This is a genomic window from Streptomyces griseomycini (assembly GCF_014203535.1).
Classification (GTDB): domain Bacteria; phylum Actinomycetota; class Actinomycetes; order Streptomycetales; family Streptomycetaceae; genus Streptomyces; species Streptomyces griseomycini.
This window is the reverse complement of the sequence record NZ_JACHJI010000021.1, coordinates 68,621-93,874: the sequence shown is the minus strand read 5'-3', so window position 1 is coordinate 93,874 and position 25,254 is coordinate 68,621. Positions and strand designations below refer to the sequence as shown.

Sequence of the window (25,254 nt, the reverse complement as noted above, 5' to 3'; positions counted from 1 at the left end):
CCCGCCTTCCCCACCGGGCGCTTCCTGCTCACCCTGACGCCCAAGGCGTACGCGGGGACCGGCGTCCAGGCCGTCCACCCCGACCAGTAGGCGCCTGGCCCACCGGTCTTCTCACGCCTTCTCAGCAGGGGCGGGGACCGGCGCGGTGGCTTCCGCTCCGTTACCAGTTCTCCGCCCTGCTTACGGCACGTCAGGGGGTGGGGCCGTGGACACCGTCCTGGAGGCGCGCTCGGCCGGCGTACCAGTGATCGTCGTGCGGCCGGGCGGAGCGGCAGAGCTGTACCAGGGGGCGGGGGCCGTTGCCCTCCGCAAGGGGTCGGTGCGGTCTTCGGCTCATGCACGGGCGCCTCTCCCAGGCGTGGCTGGCTGAGGCGCGGCGGCCCCCCGCGCGATCGCGCCCCGAGCGACGGGGTTCGGGGCAGGGACCGGGGCCCAGGTCTGGGCGGTGATGTGCCGGTGGGCCGTCGCGTCGAGGACGGCGCGGCTGGTGTCCATGCCGATGTCGGGAGCGGCGGCCAGCAGGCTCTGCGCTGCGGCCTGCTGAGCGGCGCAGACCTGTTGGAACGAGGTGCGGATGCGCTCGAGCTGATGGCCGTGGAGCGGGTAGAAGCGGTAGGGGTGGTCGGCTGGGCGGTGTTCGGGGATGTCGGTGAGCAGACGGTGCTCGATGGCCATCACGGCCCGGGGCGCGGCCACCGCGATCCGCCAGTCGGTGGCGGTGAGGCGGTATGCGGTCTGGGCCAGTTCGGCGATGCCTCCCGAGTCGGCGACGATGTCCGGTGCGGACCTTGTCCGGGGCGGGCCGTTCCCGGAGTCGGGGTCCCAGTCGCCGCCGAACAGCAGCCGTCCCGCGCGCAGGGCTGTCGCGCGCGCGATCTCGACGGCCGGATGCGGGACCGTTCCCTGCGGCATACGGAAAATCTGGCCTCGGTGCACCATCTCGTAGCTAGGCCGAGGGAGCCGAGGACGGATCCGGGGATCGTCCACGTCGACGACGCGGTCCCAGCGCTCCCGGACGTTCCTCCACGCGTGAGCGGCGCTTCGGAAGCGGTCCGCGCAGCTTCTGAGCGAGGTGCCCGCCTCGTTCGGTGCTTCGGCGGCGGCCTGCACCAGGAGCCGCCCGGCGAGCATGGTGCCCAGGGACCGCCACCGGATGATCAGCTGCAGGTCGGATCCGCTGAGGGGCCGGGCGGAACGGCCGTGGAGCGTCTCGTAGGCGGCGCGGGACAGCTGCTCGCAGTCGTCCCGGATCCGGTCGGTGGCCCGGGTGAGCGGATCGGTGGAGAGGGCGGGGACCGGGGTGAGCGGCAGGGCCTGCGGAAAGGCCGCCAGCGCCGGATCCGCGTCGGCGCCGGCATGCCGAGCCTGAACCGACGCGTACTGCAGAGAGGCGTGAGCGGTCTGCAGCCTGACCGAAGCGTTCCAGTTGTCGAGCGTCTGGCTCACGGCGTGCACGATCCGGCTCGCGGAGTGGAGAATCCTGGAGGCGTGGCGCAGGTGGTACGCCTGTGCGGAGCGGGTGGTGAAAGCGAGCGCATACGGGGTGACCGGGGCGCCGGTGCCGTCACGATGACCGCGGATCAGGTCGATGACTGCCCCGCTGGCCTCCACCGCCGAGCCGAGAGGGCCGTCATTCGCCGCGCTGTCCGGGGCGATCGGCGGCAGCCAGCGGGCTGCGCCGTCAAGTGCCCGCCGGGCATGGTGCAGGTGGCGGAAGGTGTCGTCGGCTGTGGCGTCGATACGGTCACCCGGCTGGCGCAGCAGGAGGTGCACGTGCTTGACCAGTGTGTCGACCTGCCTGAGCGCGAGGGCGTGCGCGAAGGGATCGTCTCCGGGCAGCCTCACAGAGGTGACCCGTTCGAGGCGGTCGTGAACGACGTCGTAGAGCTCTCCGAGCGTTACGGTCATGAAGCACCGTCACCGTCCTGCCGGACGGTCATGAGGAGGGCCGCGGCGGCTGCCGCGTGGTCGGCCACGAGGCTGAGCTGCTCCGCGTCGTCCGCGTATTCCGGTACGGAAGCCAGCCTGCGCAGCGCCCCGCTGGCGTGGCGCAGCAGCGCCCCGTACGGCTCGAGCCCGGCCCGGCCGGAGCACGGAGTCGGAGTCTCCCGGGGCCGGTCGTTCTCGGGCAGCGGCAGCAGACGGCGGCCTTCCGTGCACTTGATGCCGACGAGCGTGGCCTGGATCTCGTCGCTGCCCTCGTCGAAGGCCAGGGCGTCCGCCAGCCGGCCTGCGACGTCGAACGCGTCCCAGGCTGCGGAGAGCACGGTGTCGGCCTGGTCGGCGTCCAGGGCGGTGTCGAGGGCGGTGATGGTCGGCTGCGTCATCGCTGTGCTTCCTCCTGTCGGCCTCGCCGCGCACCGCCGGTGCGGTGACCGCGGCTTTCCGCGAGGGTCCCACTGCGAACCAACGACGACCGCGGGCTGTGGATGACCGGCGGATCACAAAACCACACGGACGAGGGGGCGCGGCTCGGGGTCGTCTACGGGCAGCGAAGCGCGTCCCACCTCGCCCTCTCGGGTGATCGTCCTGCTCCAGCGGCAGCAAAGGCATCCGCACCGACGTGGTGCAGACCACCGACCAGGACACCCCGGGAGTGATCGGACGTCCCAGATGCGGCCCAGCCGGGCAGACAGGTTGAGCCGGCTTGTCAGTGCGCGCGGCTAGGGTGCGCCCACTATCAGGCGTAACGCTCCGGGGAGGGGCTTTGGGAGCCAAGACGGGACTGCTGGTGTACGCGGACGGCGACGTGCCGGGGTTGCTGCGGCGCGTGGGGGCAGCGGACCTCGGCCGGACGGTCACCATGATGCGGCGGCTCTACCCGGGCCGGGAGATCGAGCAGTGCAAGGGCACGAACCTCGGGGACGGCGTGTACCCGCCGGAGGGGACGGCGTGCGCAGCGAGCTGGCCGGGCGTGGAGGTCATCGGTGACCAGGAAGTGATGATCGACGCCCCCTCCGAGCTTCCGGAACACCTCGTGGCGGCGAGCGCCGGCCGACGGCTCGTCCTGCACGCCATGCACAGCGTCGTCGACTGGCTGGCGTTCGCCGTGTGGGAGGACGGGCGCCTCGTCCGTTCCCTGAGCCTGTCGCCGGACAGCGGCATCATCGAGAACATCGGCGAACCGCTTCCCTTCGAACTGCCCTACTGGGCCGGCGACCGCCCGGCTGACATCATCCCCTGGCCCGGCGAGGAGGAAGAGCCGTACGCCCTGCCCTTCCACCCCCTGGAACTGGGCGAGGACGCACTGCGGGCGCTCTGCGGGTTCATCCAGGAGGGCCGTCCCGAGCCCGACGACATCGACGCGGACGCCATCGAGCTGTACGGATTCCACGTGCGAGACCCGCACGGACCCGGCCTCGCCGAGCGGAAAGCGGAGTCGCGCAGCACCTGGGAGATCATGGACCCGCCGCGCTTCTACACACTGAGCCCCGACGGCTCACTGGTCGAGCGCGACGGCCTTTGACTCACGACCTCTTCGTCCCGAAGCAACTTGGGTGGAGGCATTGCCTTGGGCTGGTGTGGCTCTCCCCTGCGGCAATGGTCCGCGGACGTCCGCGCTCGTCCACTGCTGCTCGTCGGCGTTGTCACGCAGTTGGACACTCACCGCCGATCCGCACGACACTGGTACAGCCGCTGCCTGCGAGAGCACCGACTGGATAGAGAATGCCGAAGTGGACGGACGTAGGAGCAGAGCTGCGCGGCTTGGTGGGCTCACTGTCGCGGGGCAAGGGTGTCTTCGGCCGTGTGTCCGACATGGCCGGCGGATCCGTTCCGGAGCTCGTCTGCCAAGTGATCGCTGAGGCCGAGCAGGCCTGGGGACACTACGCTGCAGATGGCGCAGTCGGCCCTGACTCACTGGCAGAGACAGCGGACGCGCTTTCGCAGATCGACACCGAGCACGCTGTCGAGCTCTTGACCTGCCTGGCGGCCGATGACCTCGTGTTCCCAGGCACGCCACGCCGCGACCGTAGCCATGCCCGCAGGGCAGCGGACCGGGTCGTACATCTGCTGGGTCGAGAGTCCGTCTGGTACACGAACGTCAGCGACCTCTCAGCCCGAGTGCGGGCATGGGACCCGGTTACCCGTTTCACCTTCGACGGCCTCGTTGCGGGGACCAACGCTCACTTCACGGTGGTCCTGCTTCAGGTGGGTGAGGACTGAGGCTCGGTCGTAGCGCCAGTCGACGTGGCCCGGTTGGCGCCTCAGCCGACGACAGTCAGCCACGACGGGCGGGTGCGTCGACCGACTTGGCGCGCGTGTGCCTCGCGGTACCCCCACCGGCCTCAGCCACGCTGTCAGTCGTCGACCGGAGAAGTCGCGACAGCCGGTGCGTAAGCCACCACCTGAACCATCAGCCTGCAAAGCTGCGGCCATTTGGGGGTGGCGGGCGCTGACCTGGGCGGCCGGGCGGCTGCCCAACTCGACCGCGATCAACCGCAGCCAGCCCGTCAGCCCGATGCCGGAGCGGCGGTGCCGTTCGGTCAGTCCGCCGACCTGCTCGACGAATGTCCGGCACGAACAGCTCCTGCGGTCGCAGAAGTACCGGCGCACCCGAAGCCGTACCACGACCCGACGGGAGCCCAATGGCCGCTCGCCGGGCTCCGTTGGTAGGTGCTGTGAACGCGTCCGGCCCACTTCCAGCAGTCCGGGCACTGGTCCGAAGGAACAGTGGGCACCGCCTCCACCAGCAGGGCATCGGAGGAGTCGCTGACGCGCTCCACTCGCACATCGCCCCCGGGAAACAGCACATCCTCGGCCGTCTTGCTCGCCACGGAAGGAAACACCCTGCTGAAACGATCCCACGTTCCCGCCGCTGACCTGGGGAATCACGGAACTGCGGACAGAGCCGTTTTCAAGGATCGCCATCAGCATGCCGGGGTACGGCACAGCCGTACCCCGGCTGGCCGGCATCCCGGATGGTGCGCTCCACAGACGTCGTCGCCCACCGCTCGGCCAGGGCCGCGTGGAAGGCGATGGCAGTCTCGTCGTCGGCCGCAGCCACGTTGACCACGGCCAGGCCAGGCGATGACCGGCGGATCACAAAACCACACGGACGAGGGGGCGCGGCCCGGGGTCGTGTACGGGCGGCGAAGGACGTCGCGGGCTGTTCCTCCGCAGAGGCCGTCGTGGGCCTCGTACCGGAACGCGAAGTCCTGATCCTCTGCACCACATCGTGGACACGACCCGCCTGCCCTCCGGTACCACCAGCGGATCCGCTTCTAGACCGAGGCCCCGCCGCGGGACGGCCCTTCCGGGCCGGTGATCTTCGGCGCGGGCAGGGGCGCCTGGGGGGTGCGGGTCGGCTGTGGTGCCGCGTGCTGCCGGCGGGCGGCCTGTTCGGCCTGCCGTTGTTGCGGGGTCAGGCCGGCGCGGCGCTCGGCTTCCCGGGTCGCCTGCTGAATACGGCTGTTGATGTTGTTCAGCTGCTCTTTCGCGGCCTGGGCCTCTCTGTGGGCGTGAGCGACGTCCTCGGCGGCCGCGGTTCTGGCCCGTTCTATCAGGTCCGGTGCCGCGCCGGTGGCGATGAGCCGGGTGACCGTCTCGCCGCCGTCGTGTTCGTACCGCTCGGCCAGTGTCCGGGCGGTCGAGGCGGCGGATGCCGCGCGTTCGGATGCGGCTTGTGCCGCGTTCGCGAGTCCGCACTGGTGTTGGGCCAGGTCGTCGTCGCTCAGCAGCGCCAGGCTGGATTCGATGGTGGAAGGCCGGACCGGGGCGGGCTGCCGCGCGGTGTCGGCTCCCGTTGTGGCCGGAGTGGCGGAACCGCGCTGTGCCGCCCGGTGCCTTGCGAGTTGGGAGCCTTGCAGGGCCGTGGCCATGAAGCCGGCGGAAACGTTCCCGCTCTCCGGCGGGGCCGTCTTGCCGTCGAGAACGGCGAGGCGGGCCATGTCGTCACGGCCGAAGACGTCGCCGGGGAGCATGCGGGACGCGGCACCGGTCACGTCGACCGTGTGCCGTTGTCCGTTCACCGTGATCTCCAGGCTGTAGCCGAGGTACTGGCGGTCCTTGTCGAAGAGCAGCTCTCCCCGGAGCCGGCCACCTGATGACCGGGCCCAGGACTCGAGGGGAGCGAGGGCCTGAGGCAGGCGGGGAACACGGCCGAGGCACGCGACGTAGGCGTCCCCCTCGATGCCGAGCGGACGGCCCGTGCTGTCGAGGGCCGCGAGGCGGACCCGGCCGTCGGGTGCGGCCACCGTGCCGACCGCGCCGAGGTAGCGGCCCGAGAAGGTCACAAGCCGGCCGTCGCCGCCGTACTCGGCGTCGTGCTTGCGGCGCATCGCCGTGTACTGGGCGTCGTTGTGGAGGACGAAAGGCGCGTCCTTGCCGACCATGAAGACGCGGGCGTCCGGGTTGGCCTGCAGGATGATCTCGGCGTTGGCGATGGCGGCGCCGCCGACACCGGCGATCACCCAGTCGTCGGCGACGGAGGGGTCGTAGTCGCCGTCTCCGACTTCGTCGCCCATGAGGACGCGGCCGGGCGCGAGAGCACGGGCCTGTTCCCATGCCGCGGTCGCCCGCAGCGTCTCCGTGGCCGCCGTCACCCGGGTGTCGTCCGATGCCGGTAAGGCGGCGGCGATCTGAGGACGGGCCAGCAGGTCCAGGGCCGCCGAGGCACTTCCCTCGCTCCCGGACAGTGCGAGAAGCCGATCACGGGCATCGGCAGCCTCGGGGGTGCCCGCTGTGGCGAGGCGCTCCGCGAGGGCATCGATCGCCTCCGGCACGGTGGGCACCTGCCGACTGGCCCCAGGGATGATCTCGGGCGGGATGCCGGTGGCGATCAGCGGGGAGCCCTGGACCTCGACCTTGACCGGCGGGGAGCCGTCGGCCGGTGTGATCTCGGCGATCAGGCGGCCTTCGGCACTGATGCTCAGCTCCGCCCGCCCGTCGACGAGCGGGCCGCGGGCCGCGGCGGTGTCTTCCCAGAGCTGGAGTGCGGGAAGCGGCACCCGCTGTTGCGGATCGGCGAACTGGTAGGGGTCGCCCATGCCGCTCTGCCGCAAGTGCCTCACCTGATCGGCGGACTGGACGATGGCCTCGATCGGGTCCACGTGCCAGCGTCCACGGGCGTCCACCAGCAGTACGTTCGGGTCGCGTCCGGCGAGAGCGGCGCCGCCACCGATCATGATCTCGTACGAGGGGTACCGGCCCTCGGGCAGCGCGGCCTGCTCCGCCCGCATCTCGTCGAGCGTCCGGCTGCTGAGGACGGTCCGTTCCCGGGCAGCCGCAGCGGCGGCTTGCTCCAGCTCGTCGCGCGGTACCGGCGTACCGTCCGGCCGCAGCCCCGGCATGGGGAACTCCCCCAGGGCCGGAGGAGCCTGCGTCCGAGTGGCGCGTGCCGTCCGGGCCTCGGTCAGCGCCCGTGCGTCAGCTTCGTTCAGTTGCTCGACATGTACGGCGAGCTCCGCCATCGCGGCACGCGCCTCGGACCGTAGGTGCGGGCGGATGATGCTCAAACGGAGGTCGGCGGCGTACTGGTCCAGGGCTGCTCGGTCCGTGTCGTCTGTCGGAGTCTGTGGTCTCAGCCGGGAGTCGTCCAGGAGCTCCGAGAAGCGGTTGCGGGCCTCTATTCGCTCGGCAGCGGCCAGATCGGCATCATTCATCCTGGTTGCCAGGTAGTTGAGCTCGCCCACACGGCCCAGGTCCGCATCGGACAGCTCGAGATTCGCGGGCAGCAGGGCACCGGGGGCCAGAAGATTCTCCAGCGGCACACGCCCGCCGGCCGCGGCCCGGTCCCGTACGGAGAGCAGCTCTCCCACCTCGCGGGACAGCACCTGTGCGACCTGGGCGGGCTGGAGGGTGTCGGCGAGCTGGATGACGTACCGGTCGGTCGTCGTGTTGGTGAAGGTGCGCGCCACCAGCGGTTGCGGCAGGGCCGCGGTGTCCAGGCGCAGTTCGATGCGTTTGCCGGCGGGGTCGCTCAGGACGAAGAAGCGCCGCCCGTCCTGCTCGTGGAGGGAGCCTCCGCGGAGCTGGTCGGAGTACAGCTCCTGCACCACTGCGGGAAGGGCGGTCTCGGCCTCGGCGAGCAGCCGTATCTCGTCGATGCTCAGGTCCACTGACATCCCCCGTTTGCCGTCTTGATTCCCTTATGATCATGACATGTTGATCGCTCGTTCGGCGCAGGAAGCGCACGCATACATGGATCTGCACGTCTGTGTGTGCGGCGCGGCAGGGTTCGAGCGGCAGCACCGCTTGGAGGACCGGGACGGGGTCCTGGTCAGCGTGTACGAGGGCGTCTGTCCGCAGTGCGGCCGTACCCGCTCGTTCGAGTTCACGATGTCCGAGGGCCTGCCGCCCGCGCCTCCCGCGTTCGGCGGTCCTGAGTCGTCGCGGATCATTGATCCGGGCGAGTTCTTGTGGATCAGCGACCGGCTGTCGACCGAGTCGGGGCTGCGGCTGCTCAACACGCCGCTCGCCCAGCATCGTGAGGTCCGTCCGGCCGCGGCGTATGCGATCGCCGCGTTGGAGGAGGTCGCCAAGTTCCTGCCCGAAGGCGCCGACCGGATCCCGGAGGACCGGTTCACCTCGGAGCGGGGACGCGAGATGTACGAGCAGGACCCGACGCGGTTCACGCGCAAGGAGATCACCGCCGCGCTGGAGCTGAAGCGGAGGATCCTCGCCGGCATCGACCGCTTCAGCCCGCCGCAGGGCTGAGACCCTCCGGGGAGGGCGGACCGGCTAGCCCTGCCCCGCAGGACCGGTCTCCCTGTCCAGCAGAAGCGCCATCACGCCGACGAGCGTCGCGCTGCTGACGATCTCCCGGCGGGCGATCATGCCGTGGACCTCGCTCAGGGGTATCCACTCCAGCCGGTCCGACTCGTTGCGTTCGGTGGGTTCGGCGACGCGCCGCGCCCCGTCCGCGCGGAACACGAAGTGCTGGGAGTCGGTGATCCCCGCCGCCGGCTGCGCGTAGATCAGCTCCCGCATCGATCCCGGGCGCCATCCGGTCTCCTCCTCCAGTTCCCGGGCGGCGGCGGTCTCCGGCGTCTCGCCGTCCTCGACCAGGCCCATGGGCAGCTCCCAGGCCCAGGTGTCCGTGACGAAGCGGTGGCGCCACATCATCAGCACGCGCTGCCGGTCGTCCACGGCCGCCGTGACGGCGAGGTCCCGCAGCCGTACGACGTGGTAGTCGGTCCGGGCACCGTCCGGCTGCTCCACGTCGAGCGAGCGCAACCGCACCCAGGCAGTGTCGTGAAGCGTGTGCTCACCATGAACCGTCCACCGCATGTCATACCTGCTCTCGTCCGAGGTGACGGACGGCCACGCACTCCCCCGCCGCGGCAGGGGATCCCACAGCCGGGCTGCGCACCGCGACCGTTCCGTCTGGGTCTTCCAGATAATCGCTCGACACACAGCGTCCTCTCCCCGCGCCCGTCCCCGCTGCATCCGGTCACCGGCCGACGGGCACACGCCCCGCTACAGCGGCGGGTCCAGTTCGGCGGCCATCCGCCGTACCTCCGCCTCGGCCGGGTGCCGTGCCGGGTCGGTGGTGTCGGCGGAGGTGGCCAGGTACAGCTCCCACTCCTCGTCGGCCCGCGGGTCCGGCGGCGGGGGCAGGGGAGGTTCCTGGTGGCCGCCGACGCAGGCGGGGAGCTTCATGTGCGGCTTGAACGCGTGCAGCGTGTTGATCCACTCGGCCTCGGCGAGCTCGCGCCCCGGCGTCTTCTCACCTTCGTAGGTGCGCAGCCAGCCCAGGTAAAGGGCGGTGAGCATCTCCCGTACCCAGCGGTGCCGGTACCAGCAGGGCGGGATCTCGTTGTGGAGCTCGGCGGTGTGGCGCAGCCACTCCACCCACGTGCGCAGTTCGCGCAGCCGGGCGCGACGTTCGGACGGCGGCATGGCCGACCACACCCAGCGACGTGGTTCAGGCGCTGCGTTCTGAGCCGGTGGCACGACGGGCCACAGGGACGCCGGATCGTCCAGGAAATCAGCCATGGCCCGCCTCTTCCACCGCGGACGCCACTGTCCTGTCCGGGCTCACCGGACCGTTCCCGGCGGCCGGCCGGGGTGCCGCCAGCAGCCGCTTGAGGTCGCGGTCGCGGAAGGTCAGCCGCATCCTCACCTTGATGGGGGGCTGGTTGGAGTACTGCGCGATCGCGGTGAACTCCTTCAGCTGCTGCAGGGAGTGGACCGGCGCCAGATCGGTCTCGGTGGGCGAGGTGGTGGAGGAGAGCTCGCCGCGGGAGCGGCCGTGCGAGGTGCGCAGGGTCTCGGTGCGGCCGTACAGGCCGGAGAAGTACCGCAGGGTCTCCAGGTCGCCGCATCCGGGCAGCAGCATGCGCAGACCGCTCGCGGACAGCACGGTGTTGGCCTTCTGCACGCCGAGCCGGTCGCGCAGCTGGGACAGGTCGTGCCACACCGTCAGGACGACGATGCCCATGCCGCGGCCGGTGGTGAGGATGTTGGGCAGACGGGGGTAGCGCAGCATGTTGCCCGCCTCGTCGACCAGCACGCCGAGTGCGGGGTCGAGGGGCTTGCCGGTGGCGTTGTAGGCGACCTCGGCGCCGTGGATGATCGAGGCGATGATCGAGGTCAGCAGCGGGGCGAAACGCTCGGCGTCGGCCTCTGAGGCGATCAGGCACACGGTGCCGTTCCTGGTCAGCAGGTCCTCGACGGTGAAGTCGGTGCCGGCGCAGGTCTCGCGGACCTCCTCGTCGGCGTAGACGCGAGCCAGGACGTTGAGGCTGAACTGGATGGAGCCGACGCCGTCCTCGTGCAGGCGCAGCCAGGGAGAGGCGTAGTCGTCGGCGACCTCGGTGTAGCCGTGCTGCTGGAGCACGGAGCGGACGTGGTCGACGGCGTCCTTGCCCAGGGAGAGCCAGCGGCGCATGGCGTTGATGCCGCCGCCGGAGAGGTTCGCGGCGAGCAGCACGCCCTTGAGGACGTTCTTGGCCTGGTCGATCCAGGGCGCGGCCCGCTTGCTGTCCCCGGACGCCGACGACTCGGCCATCCAGGCGGCCATGCGGTCGGCGGCCTTGGCGTCGGTGCAGTACTCCACCGGTGACCACTTGTTGGTCTCCCGCCCCGGGATGCCCGCGGGAGCGATCACCCAGACCGGACCCAGCGCACGGCGGCGGGCGTAGATGATGTCGAGGTCGGCGGCCTTGGTGGTGGTCACCACCAGGGGGCCCTGCCATTCGGCGGCATTGGGCAGGACCAGGCCGGTGGTCTTGCTGCTGCCGGGCACTCCGAACACGGTCGCCGAGATGTTGGGCTGGGCAGCCACGATCTTGCCCGTGTGCATGCCGCGGCCGGCGGTGATGCGGTTGGCCCGCCGGACGGGGTCCTGCGGGGCCTTGAGTCTGCGTTCCACCTTCGCGCCGCCCCATTGCGCACCGCCGGTGTGGGCGCCGAAGTTCAGCTTGGTGACGGCCTTGAGCAGCAACAGGAAGAAGGTCAGCAGCAGCACTACGACCAGCAGGTAGAACAGCCAGCCGGGCGGGGCCGGCGCGAAGACCGAGCCGGGCCCGCTGACGACGGCGCGCAGCACGGTTTCCGGCAGGCTCGCGGTGGAGTGCGCCCAGCCGCGCCCGGAGAGCAGTGCGGCCAGCGGCCCGGCCAGCAGCACCGCCCCGCCGAGAGCGACGGCGAGGCCCGCACCGTACGCCGCGAGGAGCGTGTTGTCGTCGAGCCCGGCGCCTGCGGGCTTGTCCGCCACGGCTAGATCACCATCTTCTCGTCGGTCTCGAAGAGCTGTTCCTCGGTGTGGGAGAGCACCAGCTGCACGGCGTGCGAGCCTCCGCCGCGGCCGACCTTCCACAGGGCACGGCCGCGCTGACCCGCGCCCCAGGAGCCGATCAGGTCGCACTCGGCGTCGGTCAGGCCGATCGCCTCACGGGTGATGGCCAGTGGACGGGTGTCCTGGGCGAGCTGGATGCGGGTCTCGCACGAACTGATGAGGTCCTTGGCGATGCTGACGGCTTCGGATCCGGCGGCACCGACGCCCTCGAAGTCGCTCAGGCGGTGGGTGGCGAGGACCTGGATGGTGCCGGTCGCGCGGCTCAGCCGGAGGTCGGCGTCGATCTTCTTGACCTGGGAGGCCCCGCCGGAGCGCATCTGCCGCCACAGCTCGTCGCGCACCACGATCCACGGCCGGCTGCCGGGCCGGTCGATGGCGGCCTGCGCCCAGGACGAGACGCAGGTGAGGACCATGGCCACGGTCTCGTCGCCGTACTGCTCGAGGGCGGAGATGTCGACGCTCTGGATCGGGGCGTCCCAGTCCAGGCCGATGCTGGTCTGGTCGTCGAAGAGCCCGGCGACGTGGCCGTTGACCATGGCGCCGAGGGCGGAGCGGATGGATTCCATCTGCTCGCGCGCCCGCTGCACCTCGCCGTCGCGCACGCGCAGCTCCGCGGCCATGGCGTCCGTGGGGTCGCGCAGCCTGTCGTAGACGAGCGGCAACGTGGGTGTCTCCAGCCGGGTCTGCCCGTGCAGTTCGCCGGTGACCTCGCGCACGGCGACGTCGAGGGCCTCCTCCTCCTGCGGCAGCAGGGTGCGCCGCAGCTGCAGTTCCAGCAGGGCCTTGAGCAGGGTCAGCCGCCTGCGGTGGATCTCCCTGAGCCGGTTGTTCAGCTCGCCCGGGTCCTTGATCTGGTCCAGGCCCTGGCCGAGCGGTCCGGCGTCCAGCGGGTTGACGCGGCCGGGCAGGCCGGGGCCGAGCCGGACCGGTTCCACCCCCAGGTGGCGGCACAAAGCGGCGTACTCGCCCTTCACGTCGCCCGCGATGAGGGTCCGGTGGCCGAACGCCATCAGCCTGAAGCACAGCGCCTTGATGTGCGCGCTCTTCCCGCTGCCCGGGATGCCGGTGATCATCACGTTGGGGTTGGTGCACAGCCCCTCCTTCACCCACACCGCCGGGTGCGCGCTGAACGCCTCGGTGGTCAGGGTGTTCTGCCCGATGTACGCGCCCACGGGCGGGAGGGAGGCGGCGTGCAGGAACGGATAGGCGCCCGCGGCGTTGGCGGTGTCGGCGCGGACGACCTCGACGCGGGGCAGTGAGGCGGCACGCCCCGCGTACGGCTGTGCCCAGCCCTTCTTCGGAGCGACCCGCATGACCGTCTCGGGGTCCTCCAGCAGCCTCGCGCGGCGCTGGTCGCGGGCACTCGGCGCCGGCGGCGTCTCCACGGGCCGCTGTTCCAGGCCGGTGGCCTCGCCGAACGCGGATTCCTTCAGCAGGGTGTCGCCGACGTCGCGGCGCTTGAACAGCAGCGGCATCAGAATCCGATCCTCCGATCCGGCAGCCCCTGACCCAACGGCAGCGCGGCGGCCGCGAAGCCGACGTCCTGGGCGCCCCACATGCGACGCAGCTCCAGTCCGGAGGCGGCCGCGTCCGCCTGCAGCTCGGCGCAGGCGGTCTCCAGCTCGCCCAGGTCGGTGACGGTGACGGCGAGCACCGCGGTCAGCCGCACCACGCCCTGGCCGGAGGCCCGGGCGACGTCCTGCGCCCTGGCCTTCTGGGCTTCGAGCAGTTCGTCGGCGGACTCGTCCTGGCCTGTCTTGGCACGCAGTTTGCGGGCGGATTCCCGCTTGGCCTTCTCGCGGGCGAGGTCCTGACGGGCCCGGCGCGGCCCGATCGGCTCGTAGACGATGCTCAGGCTGCGGCGGGCGTTCTGCCGGGGCCGGAGCAGCGGCTGCAGGAAGGTGGCGTACACGTCCGCCTGCGGCCAGGTGCGGACCTGGTAGGAGACGGTCCACGCGCCATCGTGGCGGTAGGTGCCCCAGTCGGTCTCGGCGTGCGCCGGGCCCGCCAGCTCGGGGGCCACGCCGGGCTCCAGGCCCTGCCAGTCCGGCGCCTGGGCGGCGGCGTTGCGGGTGGCGAGCATCAGCTGCGCCTCCGGGTCGTACGCGGTGCGCACCACCTGGGCCAGGGCGCGCGGGGCGAGCCACTCGACGACCTGCAGGCTCGCCGAGGACAGGGCGCTGTGCATCGCGTGCAGCTCGCGCACGAGGACCGCGGCCGCGCCGACCTGCCCGCCACCGGCGCCCTTGATCGCCAGTCGGGCCTTGGGCGCGGACAGAGTGACCGACAGGTAGGTCTCGCGGGTCGTGGCGGCCGGGCCGGCGCCTTCCATCAGTTCCGTGAGCGCGGCGACGGCCTCCTTGGGGGCGTCCGCCGCGAGGTGCCGGTCGGTCCAGGAACGCAGCGCGGCGCCGTCGTCGGGCAGGCACCGCTGGTGCACGGCGATCCGGACGATCGGCGAGTCCTCGGTGCAGAAACCGCGCAGGAAGCCCGCCCAGGCCGCGACCCGGGCGGTCTGCCGGTCGCTGTCGATGAGGGCCAGGCCGGGGAAGGTGATCCGGGCGACGGCGGTGTAGGTGTGGGCGACCGGATCGTGGGAGACGCCCAGGGTGCCCCCGAGGCCGTCGGGGGCCTCCAGGAAGCGGAGCCGGGCCAGCACCCCGGGCAGGTCCATCGGCTGCCGCCCGGTCGTCTTCGAGCGGGGGGCGAACGCCCCGGACTGGAAGATGTTGCGCCTGGTGGCCACGTTGATCTGATGCCTTACTGCGAGAAGGATCCATTCATCGGCGCTCAGGCCCAGCACTCGCCCGAAGGCGAGCGCGAACAGCACGGCGGCCGGCGGCACGCACACGAACGCGGCCGTCCAGCTGCCCAGGTTGATCGGCGTGAGCAGCAGCACGCACCCGCCCACGACCAGGGCGAAGCCGACACCGGAGAGCCGCCCCATGAAACCGCTTCGCTCGGACTGCCATCCGCCGTAGGTGACGGGTGTGGAGCTGGACATGGGCTATCCCTCCCTCGGTGACGGGATGTCGGTGTTGGGCGGACCGGTGACCACGGGTGCGGCGTCCGGCCGCGGCTGCGGTGCGCGTTCCTGGACGGCCGGAGGCAGGCTCGCCGTGTCCGGGCCGCGCGGCGGAATGACCACGTGGCGGCCCCCGGGGGAGGCCGAGTCGAGCCCGGCGTGCGCGGCGGTGTTGGCCATGCCGGACTCGAGGGTGTCCTTGCCCGCGGCGAGGACCTGCAGGCCCAGGCCGAGCGGCCCGGCCACCCGGGTGCCGAGGCGGCCGCCGGGTCCCTTGACGCGGGCCTTGAGCGACTCGTTGGTCCAAAACCCCCCGCCGCCCTGGGCGTTGGAGCCGCCGGCCTGGATCTGGGCGTTGTCGCGCTCCAGGGCCCGGGTGTAGGCGGGGCCGCCGCCGACGGCACCCGCACCGCCGAGTTCGGGCCGGTAGCCGCCGCCCGCCGAAGCGGCCGACGAGCCCAGGGAGCTGATCAGCCCGCCCGCCATGGCAGCGCCGGCACCGAGGGTGGAGAAGGTCATGAACTTCGCCAGGACGGGCCAGCAGAAGCACGCCATCAGGAAGATGACCAGGCCCACGATCACGTTCTGCATGCCGTCGCCCTCGGAGATGGCGAAGAAGCCGATCGAGAAGCAGAAGACGATCATCGGTTTCATCAGGATGAGCGCCAGCAGTGCGTCCCGGGCCTTGGGCCACCAGTCCTTCGTGGCGTCCGACATCTGCCCGACCAGCACGATCGGCATGGTGGCGACCAGGATCATGATTCCGGCCTGCCGCAGGATCATCTCGATCCACAGTGCGCCGATGGCCAGGATGCACACGATGCCGATGACGATGACCACGGCGACGGCGGCCGCGGTGACGCCCTGGCCGGTGACCAGCGCGCCGGTTGCCGTGGCAGTGCCTCCACCGCCGATGATCAGGCCGCCGAACAGCTTGCCGAACTGGGCCTTCATGGCCTCGTCCGCGCTGGTGCCCTCACCGCCGTCGAAGGAGTAGTCGATGATCCAGGTGGAGATCGCGTCGGAGAGCTGCAGCGCCGTCGTGGTGACCGTCCAGTACGCCGCGGTGATCAGCGCCCACTTCGCCAGGCCGAAGATCGCCGTCGCCGCGTGTTCGCCGCGGTGGCTGACGGACACCTTCCCGAACTGCAGCAGCAGGAGGAACACGGCCAGTGCGGCGGACAACGCCGTGGCGATGCCCATCGGCTCGCTGATGCCGGTGTTGTCGAGGTCGATGCTGGAGGCGTCGTTGAAGATGTCGGCGAACTGCTCGAGCAGCCAGACAACCGCGTTGCCGATGTACTGCGCGGCCTCCTCGAGCGCGTCCCGCGCTATCTCACTGATCTTCTTGCCGACCCAGTCGGCCAGGGTCTCCCCGCCCAGCGGCCCGAACTCCGCGTAGGCCTGCTCCTTGCAGGCCTCCAGGGGAGTTCCCTTGTCGACGCATGTGTCGAGGTACTTGAACCACTTGTCGAAGTCGGCCTGCTCGAGCTCGCCCTTTTTGACCAACTCGAGATTGGTCTGGCGCCACTTCTCCAGCTTCTCTTCTTCGACGGTCTTGCGTTCCTCGTCGCTGCACACGCTGGGGTCGGAACAGATCTCGCCGGTCCCCGGCATCTCGCCGGCCTCGGGCAGGCGGCAGATGTCCTCGTCGTCGATGTTGTAGTAGTCGCAGTAGTTGCCGTCCTTGTCGATGCCGCAGGTGTCGCCGAATTCCTCGGGACACCCGCCCCCGTTGTCGCCGGGACCGTGGTCGGCGTGGTACTCCGGCTTGTCGACGGCCGCCGCCATGGGCGCGGTGCTCAGGGTGCCACCAAAGCACACAAGGACGGCGGCGAGGAGAACGGCAAGACGTGCCGGCAGGTGACGGCGGCACTCAGTCCGCATGCCTCACCTGCCGCCATCCGTCCTGCCAGGAGACGTGCGAGTCGGGGAAGTAGGCACGGGCGAAGCTGCGCTTTTTGCGATACTCCGGCTCGTTGGTGAGTTTCCAGGTCCCATCCTGCTGTTTCAGGATCAGGTCGATGGTCTGGTCCTTGAGCGGCTCGTCATCGGGGCTGCCGTCGGTGTTCGTCGCGTACCGGTCATAGTTGATCCAGATCTGGACCACCTTGCCGGTCTTGTCCAATGACGTCGGGCGCACGGCGTTCACCGTGGTGCTGAAGGTCACCCCGGCCGGGGTGCCTCCGGAAGGCGGCAGGCCTGTGTTCTCCCGGAGTTTGCGTACTTCGGAGATCTGCTCGTCGACATAACCGTCGGCATCCGGAGAGACGATGGCCTCCAGTTGCTGGCGGGCTTTCTGGTCGTCGAGAAACGCGTACTCCTCCCAGAAGTAGACCGCCGTGGAGATCGCCCCGACCGGGCCGTCGGAGAAGCCGGTGGACAGACCGTCCTTCTGACCGGTGGGGACCTGAAGCTCGAGCTTGCGCGCCTTGTCCGGAGTCATCTCGGACTGCTGAGAGCTGCTGGGATTCGAGGGCGTGGCCGTCGGCTTCGGCGACGGCCTGCCGCCGCTGGAGTCGTCGCCAAGCACCATGGCCGCAGTGACGCCACCGCCGACCAGCACCCCGACTGTGAGGATGCCGAGCCCGGCGAGCGTGAGCCGGGCCTTGCGGGTCTTGCTGTCGCTCACCGGGCCGTCCTCACTTGCCCATGTTGTAGAAGGTGGTCACCAGCGCGGCGGTGACGCCGATGCCGCCGGCCCCGAACAGGCTCCACAGGATGGCCTGCTTGCCGCGTGCGGCCAGGGCGGCCCGCTCGCTGTTGTGTCCGACGGCGACCGCGGCCCAGCCGAGCAGGCCGCCGAGGACGGCCGCGGCCAGGCCGAGCCCGGCGGTCCAGTTCAGGATGGCCTGAACAGGCTTGTCGACCTCCTTGGGCATCGCCGGGGTGACGTCGGGGACCGCGTCGGCGAGGGTGTGCCAGTGCGGGTCGGCGGCGACGGTGTTCAGGGTGGCCAGGATCTGACTCATATCCGGTTCCTCGTCAAGAAGCGGTGACTGCGGGGGTGACGGGGGCGGGCTGCGGCGCGTCCGGGAGCGGATGACCCCAGGTGGCATGTGCCGCGGCCAGGACGGCCCCGGTGAGTTGGGCGGCGGCCTGCCGGGTGCGTGAGCGCAGGCGGGCGGCGGCCAAGGAGTGTGCGCGGATGTGCGGGTCGTAGGGCACCTGCACCACCGCGGCGGTACGGGACGTGAGCATGGTCGCCCCGGCCCGTACCGCAACCGGTGGACGGCCGTCGCCGGTGGAGATCAGGGCGACGACGGTGCGCTGGAGTGGCAGGCCTTCCGCGTGCAGGGCCATGACCGCCTGCTGCAGGCCTCGCACGCCCTGGGCGGTGGCGGCCGCACACAGCACGGGCACCGCGTACGGCAGGTCGTACCAGCCACGCGTCTGCCCGGTCTCGCCGGCGCAGCGGGCGGCCAGGAGGTCGTGGGCGAGCGGGTGGACGGTGTCCGCGACAACGGCCTGCCAGCCGCCGATCGCCGCCAGCTGGTACCAGGCGGCAGGATTCTCGGGCAGGGCCAAGGGCTGTGTGTGCCACTCCCGTCCGTCGGACAGGATGTGCCACGACGAGCCGTCGGCGCCCGCACCGACGGCGCACGCCTGCTGAACGGCGGACCGTGTCAGCGGCTGGTCCGACGGCAGCGCCGCCAACCCACCCGCCTTCTGCTCGGTGAGCCGGGCGGGCCAGGGGGAGGACAGTCGGGGAGCGAGGTCCAGGACCACCGTGGAGCCGTTCGCGGCCAACTCGGTGGCCAAGAAATTCGCGACCGTGGTGCGGCCGCTTCCCCCGGTGGCGGCCATCACCGGCACCAGCAGCCGCGCACTTACGGGCAGCGCCTGGACGGCATCAGTCCGTTTACGCACCTTTTCCCCCGTACCTTCTCATTTGGCGTTTGCGTAGGCTAACCGCTCGCACGGTCGCCGCCACCGCCACCCCCAGCGGGAACCTTACACGGGCAACTGGCGTGTCCAGTAAGAGATATAACCATGTCTCACTGAGGTGCAGGGATGGCGTACTGTCACAGATCATCACGCGGCGATTCGGACACCGGTTCCCATTCCGGGGTCTGAATTTCAGATTTGAGGGAGCAAATCTGCATGCAGGTCAAGAGGGGGGCCGCATGACAGGCAAGGCGGTCAGGCGGGGCCTGCTGGTCCTCGGGCTGGGGTTCGTGATGACGCCGGTCGCGCTGGGGCTGAGTGTGGTCCTGCTGATCGCCACGTTCGGCGAGGACGGCGACGGCAGCGTCGGTAACCCGGTCGGGGGGCTGCGGATCGGCAAGGGCGGAGTGCCCGCCCAGTACGCGCCGCTCATCCTGCGGGCGGCCGCGGACTGCGGCGAAGGGCTGTCCCCTGCCGTACTGGCCGCCCAGATCAAGCAGGAGTCGAACTTCGATCCCAAGGCGGGCAGTTACGCCGGCGCGCAGGGCATCGCCCAGTTCATGCCCGGTACCTGGGCCACCTGGGGCGTGGACGGCAACGGGGACGGCCGCAAGGACGTATGGGACCCGGAGGACGCCATCCCCGCCCAGGGCAGGTTCATGTGCTCCCTGCTGAAGAAGGGCAAGGCGCATCCGCAGTACAACGGCTCCCCCATCGAGCTCGCGCTGGCCGGGTACAACGCGGGCTGGGGCCGGGTCGACCAGTTCAAGGGAGTACCGCCGCCCTCGTTCGCCGCCGGGCAGACGTACCACTACGTGAAGAACATCATGGCCATGTCGGCCCGGTTCGCCGCCCCCGTCGCCAGTGAGGACGGCACGCTGCCCGCCGGCTACGAGTTGCCCGAGGGAACGCCGGACGAGGTCCGCACCGCCGTGGCCTGGGCGCTGAAACAGCGAGGAGGCTGGTATCAGCTGGGCGGCGACTGCACCGACGCGCTGGGCAGGAACCCGGCCCACTGGTGCGACTGCTCCTCCCTGATGCAGCAGGCCTACCGGGCGGCCGGGGTCAGCATCCCGCGGACCACGTACGACCAGGTCAACGTCGGCACCCAGGTCGACATCGACAAGCCCAAGCCGGGCGACCTGGTGTTCAACCCAGGGTCCGACGGTTCGGACGCGCGGCCCGGGCACGTCGGCATGTACATCGGCAACGGCTTGATCGTCGAGGCGCCGCGCACCGGGGTGAAGACCCGGATCGTCACGTACGAAAGCTGGCGCAACAGCACCAGTTACCTGACCCGCATCACCGAGGTCCGCCGTGTGGTGGACTGGTGAACCTCGTACCACGACAGGGGAGTCCGACCATGTCCGAGCCGCTCTACCGCCCCTGGGGAACGGTGACACCGGAGTTCTGGGGCGCACCCGCGCCCGGCGCCGCGGCGGCCCCGTCCGGGCTCGCTCCCGAGACACTGCGCGCCCGGCTCGTCAAGGTCGCCGAGGTCGCCCGGACCGGACACCTGCCGGATGCCGCCGCCCTCGCCGCCCGGCTCGACCAGGACGTCACCGCCGAGTACGGCGAACTGCACCTGCATACGGTCCAGGTCCGCGAAGTACGGGGCTACCTCGCCGCCCTCGCCGGGGACCATCCGTCGGGTCTGTCCTGGTACCTGCACGCCGCGCAGCTGCGCGTCACCATCCAGGGCCCCCGGCACCCCGACGTCGAGGCGGCCACCCGCCGCGCCTACAGCCTGTGGCGGGCCATGCCGACGGAGACCGACCGGCAGCGCCTGGGCGCCGACCTGCTGACGATCGCCGGCGACATCCACGGCCCCGACTCCCAGATCGTGCGCCGCATCCGAGAACGGCTGTACGCCCTCGCCCTGCCCTCCGCCGCATCCGCGCAGCTGAACAGCGCGTGATCCTCCTCATCCTCCTTGGCGGATCCGGCGGGTCAGCTGGGTACGTGAGCGGCGGCTCCGGCTCGACTTCCGTGAAGTCGGCGGGGCCGCCGGCATCCGGTTGTGACTGAGGAGTTGCTGCCGTTCCGGTCTTGAGGGGTGTGCGTCGAACGGGAGTCTCGATCGGACGATTGCAGCCGGCCGCGGGCATGAGAGCAGGCATCCTGGCGGCTCAGGGTTGCGAAACCGACCGAGACCCGGGAGACCCTGTTGCCGCGGTTGTACGTGACCGCACCGGTGGAGCTCAACTCGGCCGCACCGGCGTGTGCTTGTTCCGCTCGCCGCGATTCGGGAATGCGTGCGGGGAGCAGTCGGCGAACCATGCGGACGCGGTGATGGGCGTGGGACTGTCCCTGCGGGTGCAGGGAGCAGGTCGTCCTCGCCGGGAACCACACCATGCAGGCGGGACCATCCCCGCGGGTGCGGGGAGCAGACCGAGCTGTGTGAACAGGTCAGGTGGCCTGAGCGGCTAGCTCCACGGGTAAGTGGCACGGTGGCTTACGCCCATGCTTCAAGCTGCCGCGCGATGTCCCTCAGGTCGACTTGCTGAGCACGCACTGCCCGGGCAAGCTCGTACAGCTCCTCATCCTTTGCGTGAACCGGCTCGCCTGACAACTGCATGTACTGGTACGTACAAGCCCAGCCGATGACCAGGTTGTAGTCCGCGAAAGGCCTCAGCAGCAGTGCCGTGTGCAGGAACGTGGCGGCCCTCGAGGCGACTTCCTCGTAGTAGAGCACACCTCGTTCACGTTCGAACTTATGCCTGTCGGCCATGAAGCCGAGGGCTCCCCAGTCCGTGATAGGGACGTTGAGGGGCGAGAAAGCAGACTGGATCTGGAGAACCCAGCCAGCGTCTACGCGGATGACAGGACTCAACGAAGGCCTTCCGGGAAGTGAGCTGCGACCCCAGGCAAGATCCGCTCAGCCTCGGCGGTCGCGCCCCGCACAAAGGCGAGTCGATCCGCTTCTTCAACAATCACGTCATGGGCATGTTGCTTCAAGCTCTTACCCGTAACCGTGGCGCGCTCGCGAAGGCGCTCCATCTCCTCTGCGGTGAATTCGATATTGAGTGCTGGCATACCAGCAGGGTACCTGGGGCGGTACCAACTTGGGTACCAGTTGCCAGCAGCGCGGTTGATATCGGGTGCCGAAGCGGACCAGCGCCACTCACCACCAGCTTGCAGGTCAGCACATTCTGTTACTTCTCTGGTCATATCCCCGCATGCGCGGGGAGCAATTTTGGATGACGACCCGCATGGGGCCATCCCCGCAAGCCCCGGGGAACCGAGTCCGGAGGTGGATGCACACAAGGTCACCCAAGGGCGGCTCGCCCATCGCGCGTGCAGTCGCCTCGCGGAAAGGGTGCAGTGCTTACTGCTGAACATGAGTACAGACTGCACGCCGTTATACGACTCGCATATTGGAAGACAGACACTGCGCAGAGGATGGCCGCCACCTGACATAAATGGATCAAGGCAGAACGAGATTGAACCCCAATGCCCGTACTTCAGATGCGGGGAAAAATGATCAACTGCCCCAACGGCTGTCAAACAGACTCGAAGGGACCCTCTCTGCGAGTGTGGGGAGCAGACTGTCCCAGGGCTCGCAGCAACGCCCGGCACAGGGCCATCCCCGCGGGTGCGGGGAGCAGGCCAGCCACGCATCCGACGCGTGCGTGATCTGGGGACCATCCCCGCGGGTGCGGGGAGCAGCCGTAGGTGAGGGTCGCGCCCCCGCCGGCCGGGGGACCATCCCTGCGGGTGCGGGGAGCAGTTCTCGTACACGTCCCGCAGCTCGGGCAGCGGGGGACCATCCCCGCGGGTGCGGGGAGCAGATTCGAGGTCGCCGCAACTGGGCGCCCGCCTCGGGACCATCCCCGCGGGTGCGGGGAGCAGGTATCCGCCGTGCCGAGACCGCCGGCATCCCCGGGACCATCCCCGCGGGTGCGGGGAGCAGGAGCGAGCGTCCGCGTTTGCCGCGAGCCCTGCGGGACCATCCCCGCGGGTGCGGGGAGCAGAGGCGCGTCGCTGTCGACGGCGGCGGGATCGGGGGACCATCCCCGCGGGTGCGGGGAGCAGCGTCTGACCAGGAAGGAGGGCGCCGCCGTGATGGGACCATCCCCGCGGGTGCGGGGAGCAGAGCCGATGCTGGACCCTCAAAAGCCCTGAATGGGGACCATCCCCGCGGGTGCGGGGAGCAGTTCTTCACCTCCCTGACGATCGCCGAGCAGCCGGGACCATCCCCGCGGGTGCGGGGAGCAGAAGTCCGAGGACGTCGAGCCGAGCTGGATGTGGGGACCATCCCCGCGGGTGCGGGGAGCAGTAGGTGCGGCCGTTGTAGGTGATCTCGCCGGTGGGACCATCCCCGCGGGTGCGGGGAGCAGACCGGTGTGATCGTGACCGTGCCGAAAGCAACGGGACCATCCCGCGGGTGCGGGGAGCAGCTGGGTCGATCCAAGCACCGATCGGGCCGGGTGGGCCCATCCCCGCGGGTGCGGGGAGCAGGTGGCCGGCGAAGGCCCGTGGTGTGACGCGCCGGGACCATCCCCGCAGGTGCGGGGAGCAGCCGCACGACCTCGGCGGCGTGCCCCTGGTCGAGGGACCATCCCCGCGGGTGCGGGGAGCAGAGCTTGACGATCGGGGACAGGGAGTCGCCGTTGGGACCATCCCCGCGGGTGCGGGGAGCAGCTGGCCTGGAGGGCGAGCCGGATGTCGTCGTAGGGACCATCCCCGCGGGTGCGGGAGCAGCCTCTACCAGACAGCAGAGACGCCGTTTCGTGGGGACCATCCCCGCGGGTGCGGGGAGCAGCACGCACATGCACACCCCAGCAATCGCAGGCGGGGACCATCCCCGCGGGTGCGGGGAGCAGGCGGACTCGATCTCGAACACGCAATCGCGAGCGGGACCATCCCCGCGGGTGCGGGGAGCAGAGCCAGACCGGATACAGCAACACGTTCGAGGCGTGGACCATCCCCGCGGGTGCGGGGAGCAGGAGACGCGCTGGTCGCAGGACCGCGCGGACGCGGGACCATCCCCGCGGGTGCGGGGAGCAGTTCCCACGAATGTCCGAGAGTTGCGGAGTTTCGGGACCATCCCCGCGGGTGCGGGGAGCAGGGTGACCTCTGTTACGTGGACGAGGTGCAGGAGGGACCATCCCCGCGGGTGCGGGGAGCAGCACCCGCGTGACCGGCTGCGCGTCGTGTGGCTGGGACCATCCCCGCGGGTGCGGGGAGCAGCGCTGCCTCCGCTGCAAGCAGGACGACGGCCCGGGACCATCCCCGCGGGTGCGGGGAGCAGGACAGCGAGACTCCGCCGCTGTCGTACCGGGAGGGACCATCCCCGCGGGTGCGGGGAGCAGCTGGCCGGCGGCGCCTGGCTGTTCGGGATCGAGGGACCATCCCCGCGGGTGCGGGGAGCAGGAGCTCGGTCTGTCGGTCGAAGGCTTCAAGTTGGGACCATTCCCGCGGGTGCGGGGAGCAGGCCGTCCAGTTACCCTGCTGCTCGCGCCGCTGGGACCATCCCCGCGGGTGCGGGGAGCAGGGTAGAGGTCATGGATCGGCTCGGTGACAACCGGGACCATCCCCGCGGGTGCGGGGAGCAGCGGTCCCATGCCGGGTCGCTGGAGTTGGCCAGGGGACCATCCCCGCGGGTGCGGGGAGCAGCACGCGGTCACGTGCTCGCCGCCGATCGCGAGGGGACCATCCCCGCGGGTGCGGGGAGCAGTTGGACCACAGCGGGGCCACCTCGGTCGCCGCGGGACCATCCCCGCGGGTGCGGGGAGCAGCTCCGAGGCCTGATCTGGCAGTACGAGCCGCTGGGACCATCCCCGCGGGTGCGGGGAGCAGATCTTCGACCGCGTCTTCAGGGGCGAGACCCTGGGACCATCCCCGCGGGTGCGGGGAGCAGCGCGGTGCGGGCGGCTTGATCTAGTAGGGAAAGGGACCATCCCCGCGGGTGCGGGGAGCAGGCATGGGCAGACTCGCACGGATCTCCCGCGACGGGACCATCCCCGCGGGTGCGGGGAGCAGGAGTCCTGCCGAGCCGTTCCGAGTCTCAGTGAGGGACCATCCCCGCGGGTGCGGGGAGCAGACCCCGCCGCCCTGCCCGATGCTCGTCGGGTCGGGGACCATCCCCGCGGGTGCGGGGAGCAGCTGGAGATCCCCCGCCCCGGCACCGCTCTCCCGGGACCATCCCCGCGGGTGCGGGGAGCAGTCGCCCTCGTCGCGTGGGCCGCACTCATCCCGGGGACCATCCCCGCGGGTGCGGGGAGCAGGCGCCGACGAATCCGCCGGCCGCGGCCCCGACGGGACCATCCCCGCGGGTGCGGGGAGCAGCTGGGGGCTCACCCCGGCGACGGCCGGGGTCGAGGGACCATCCCCGCGGGTGCGGGGAGCAGCCCCCGACGAACCCACCCGCGGCGGCTCCCGCGGGACCATCCCCGCGGGTGCGGGGAGCAGACTGTCTGGCCTGCGAGTTTATTGCTGGGAAGGCGTGCTTTCGGGGACTTGTGCAGATTCCGGCAAATAGGCCATACGGCGCTTTTCAGTCTCGGAGGTGCTTCTCAATGGATCGATGGTGAGCCGATCACCGTACTTCTTGGGAGTGCTGTCTTCCTGTAAACGCTTCTGTTTGCCCATTTTGGTG

Annotated in this window: 20 protein-coding genes and 2 CRISPR repeat arrays; of the genes, 5 read left to right on the top strand and 15 right to left on the bottom strand. The window is 70.6% G+C overall.

Translation table 11 applies throughout. The features are described 5' to 3' along the window. Positions 1 to 333 precede the first annotated feature (333 nt). Complete coding sequence (locus FHS37_RS35140) at positions 334 to 1,908, bottom strand: hypothetical protein (protein WP_184828802.1); 1,575 nt, start codon at positions 1,906 to 1,908, stop codon at positions 334 to 336. Beyond that, positions 1,905 to 2,327 carry a hypothetical protein gene (locus FHS37_RS35135; RefSeq protein WP_184828800.1) on the bottom strand — a complete coding sequence of 141 codons (423 nt, stop codon included), beginning with the start codon at positions 2,325 to 2,327 and terminating at the stop codon, positions 1,905 to 1,907. The genes FHS37_RS35140 and FHS37_RS35135 overlap by 4 nt, the downstream gene beginning before the upstream one ends. A 380-nt stretch (positions 2,328 to 2,707) precedes the next feature. Here FHS37_RS35135 and FHS37_RS35130 point away from each other — a divergent pair, with 380 nt between their 5' ends. Both FHS37_RS35130 and FHS37_RS35125 read left to right on the top strand, forming a co-directional pair. Further along, on the top strand, positions 2,708 to 3,466 hold the full coding sequence (locus tag FHS37_RS35130) for a DUF6928 family protein (protein WP_184828798.1): 759 nt from the start codon (positions 2,708 to 2,710) through the stop codon (positions 3,464 to 3,466). 281 nt (positions 3,467 to 3,747) lie between these two features. Then, positions 3,748 to 4,164 (top strand): hypothetical protein, encoded by a 417-nt coding sequence (locus FHS37_RS35125; RefSeq protein ID WP_184828796.1) that lies wholly within the window; start codon positions 3,748 to 3,750, stop codon positions 4,162 to 4,164. Between the two features lie 691 nt (positions 4,165 to 4,855). Here the strand turns inward: FHS37_RS35125 and FHS37_RS38995 are convergent. Next, complete coding sequence (locus FHS37_RS38995; RefSeq protein WP_268254610.1) at positions 4,856 to 5,044, bottom strand: DUF6207 family protein; 189 nt, start codon at positions 5,042 to 5,044, stop codon at positions 4,856 to 4,858. 178 nt (positions 5,045 to 5,222) lie between these two features. Continuing rightward, a complete protein-coding gene (locus FHS37_RS35120) occupies positions 5,223 to 8,063 on the bottom strand; it encodes a hypothetical protein (RefSeq protein ID WP_184828794.1) in 2,841 nt (946 codons plus the stop codon). Between the two features lie 37 nt (positions 8,064 to 8,100). Between FHS37_RS35120 and FHS37_RS35115 the strand changes: the two genes are divergently transcribed. Further along, positions 8,101 to 8,655 carry a hypothetical protein gene (locus FHS37_RS35115; RefSeq protein ID WP_184828792.1) on the top strand — a complete coding sequence of 185 codons (555 nt, stop codon included), beginning with the start codon at positions 8,101 to 8,103 and terminating at the stop codon, positions 8,653 to 8,655. A gap of 24 nt (positions 8,656 to 8,679) precedes the next feature. On the opposite strand, the gene FHS37_RS35110 is transcribed toward FHS37_RS35115, so the two are convergent. From FHS37_RS35110 to FHS37_RS35070, 9 genes are all read right to left on the bottom strand, one after another. After that, complete coding sequence (locus tag FHS37_RS35110) at positions 8,680 to 9,228, bottom strand: NUDIX hydrolase (protein WP_184828790.1); 549 nt, start codon at positions 9,226 to 9,228, stop codon at positions 8,680 to 8,682. A 189-nt stretch (positions 9,229 to 9,417) separates the two neighbouring features. Then, entirely contained in the window at positions 9,418 to 9,840 is a 423-nt protein-coding gene (locus FHS37_RS35105; RefSeq protein ID WP_229890180.1) for a hypothetical protein, read from the bottom strand. An 88-nt stretch (positions 9,841 to 9,928) separates the two neighbouring features. After that, positions 9,929 to 11,659 carry a type IV secretory system conjugative DNA transfer family protein gene (locus FHS37_RS35100; RefSeq protein WP_184828787.1) on the bottom strand — a complete coding sequence of 577 codons (1,731 nt, stop codon included), beginning with the start codon at positions 11,657 to 11,659 and terminating at the stop codon, positions 9,929 to 9,931. Positions 11,660 to 11,661: 2 nt separating this feature from the next. Further along, entirely contained in the window at positions 11,662 to 13,215 is a 1,554-nt protein-coding gene (locus tag FHS37_RS35095) for a putative type IV secretion/conjugal transfer ATPase (RefSeq protein ID WP_184828785.1), read from the bottom strand. Beyond that, positions 13,215 to 14,744, bottom strand: coding sequence for an SCO6880 family protein (locus FHS37_RS35090; RefSeq protein WP_184828783.1), 1,530 nt, complete (start codon positions 14,742 to 14,744; stop codon positions 13,215 to 13,217). The genes FHS37_RS35095 and FHS37_RS35090 overlap by 1 nt, the downstream gene beginning before the upstream one ends. A gap of 3 nt (positions 14,745 to 14,747) precedes the next feature. Continuing rightward, complete coding sequence (locus FHS37_RS35085) at positions 14,748 to 16,556, bottom strand: hypothetical protein (RefSeq protein ID WP_229890181.1); 1,809 nt, start codon at positions 16,554 to 16,556, stop codon at positions 14,748 to 14,750. An 85-nt stretch (positions 16,557 to 16,641) separates the two neighbouring features. Further along, positions 16,642 to 17,397 carry a hypothetical protein gene (locus FHS37_RS35080; RefSeq protein WP_229890182.1) on the bottom strand — a complete coding sequence of 252 codons (756 nt, stop codon included), beginning with the start codon at positions 17,395 to 17,397 and terminating at the stop codon, positions 16,642 to 16,644. 10 nt (positions 17,398 to 17,407) lie between these two features. Beyond that, positions 17,408 to 17,737, bottom strand: coding sequence for a hypothetical protein (locus tag FHS37_RS35075; protein ID WP_184828781.1), 330 nt, complete (start codon positions 17,735 to 17,737; stop codon positions 17,408 to 17,410). A gap of 13 nt (positions 17,738 to 17,750) precedes the next feature. Further along, positions 17,751 to 18,635 (bottom strand): hypothetical protein, encoded by an 885-nt coding sequence (locus FHS37_RS35070; RefSeq protein ID WP_184828779.1) that lies wholly within the window; start codon positions 18,633 to 18,635, stop codon positions 17,751 to 17,753. A gap of 257 nt (positions 18,636 to 18,892) precedes the next feature. Here FHS37_RS35070 and FHS37_RS35065 point away from each other — a divergent pair, with 257 nt between their 5' ends. Both FHS37_RS35065 and FHS37_RS35060 read left to right on the top strand, forming a co-directional pair. Then, entirely contained in the window at positions 18,893 to 19,987 is a 1,095-nt protein-coding gene (locus tag FHS37_RS35065; protein ID WP_184828777.1) for a C40 family peptidase, read from the top strand. Between the two features lie 29 nt (positions 19,988 to 20,016). Next, entirely contained in the window at positions 20,017 to 20,571 is a 555-nt protein-coding gene (locus tag FHS37_RS35060; protein ID WP_184828775.1) for a hypothetical protein, read from the top strand. Positions 20,572 to 21,108: 537 nt separating this feature from the next. On the opposite strand, the gene FHS37_RS35055 is transcribed toward FHS37_RS35060, so the two are convergent. Both FHS37_RS35055 and FHS37_RS35050 read right to left on the bottom strand, forming a co-directional pair. Further along, the gene (locus tag FHS37_RS35055) at positions 21,109 to 21,384 is read right to left on the bottom strand and encodes a hypothetical protein (protein ID WP_229890183.1); all 276 of its coding nucleotides are present in this window, start codon (positions 21,382 to 21,384) and stop codon (positions 21,109 to 21,111) included. Between the two features lie 98 nt (positions 21,385 to 21,482). Further along, the gene (locus FHS37_RS35050) at positions 21,483 to 21,689 is read right to left on the bottom strand and encodes a hypothetical protein (protein WP_184828771.1); all 207 of its coding nucleotides are present in this window, start codon (positions 21,687 to 21,689) and stop codon (positions 21,483 to 21,485) included. Positions 21,690 to 22,171: 482 nt separating this feature from the next. After that, positions 22,172 to 22,993: direct repeats of the CRISPR family, unit length 29 nt; unit sequence GGGACCATCCCCGCGGGTGCGGGGAGCAG. 395 nt (positions 22,994 to 23,388) lie between these two features. Further along, a CRISPR array of direct repeats spans positions 23,389 to 25,067; the repeat unit is 29 nt; unit sequence GGGACCATCCCCGCGGGTGCGGGGAGCAG. Positions 25,068 to 25,254 lie beyond the last annotated feature (187 nt).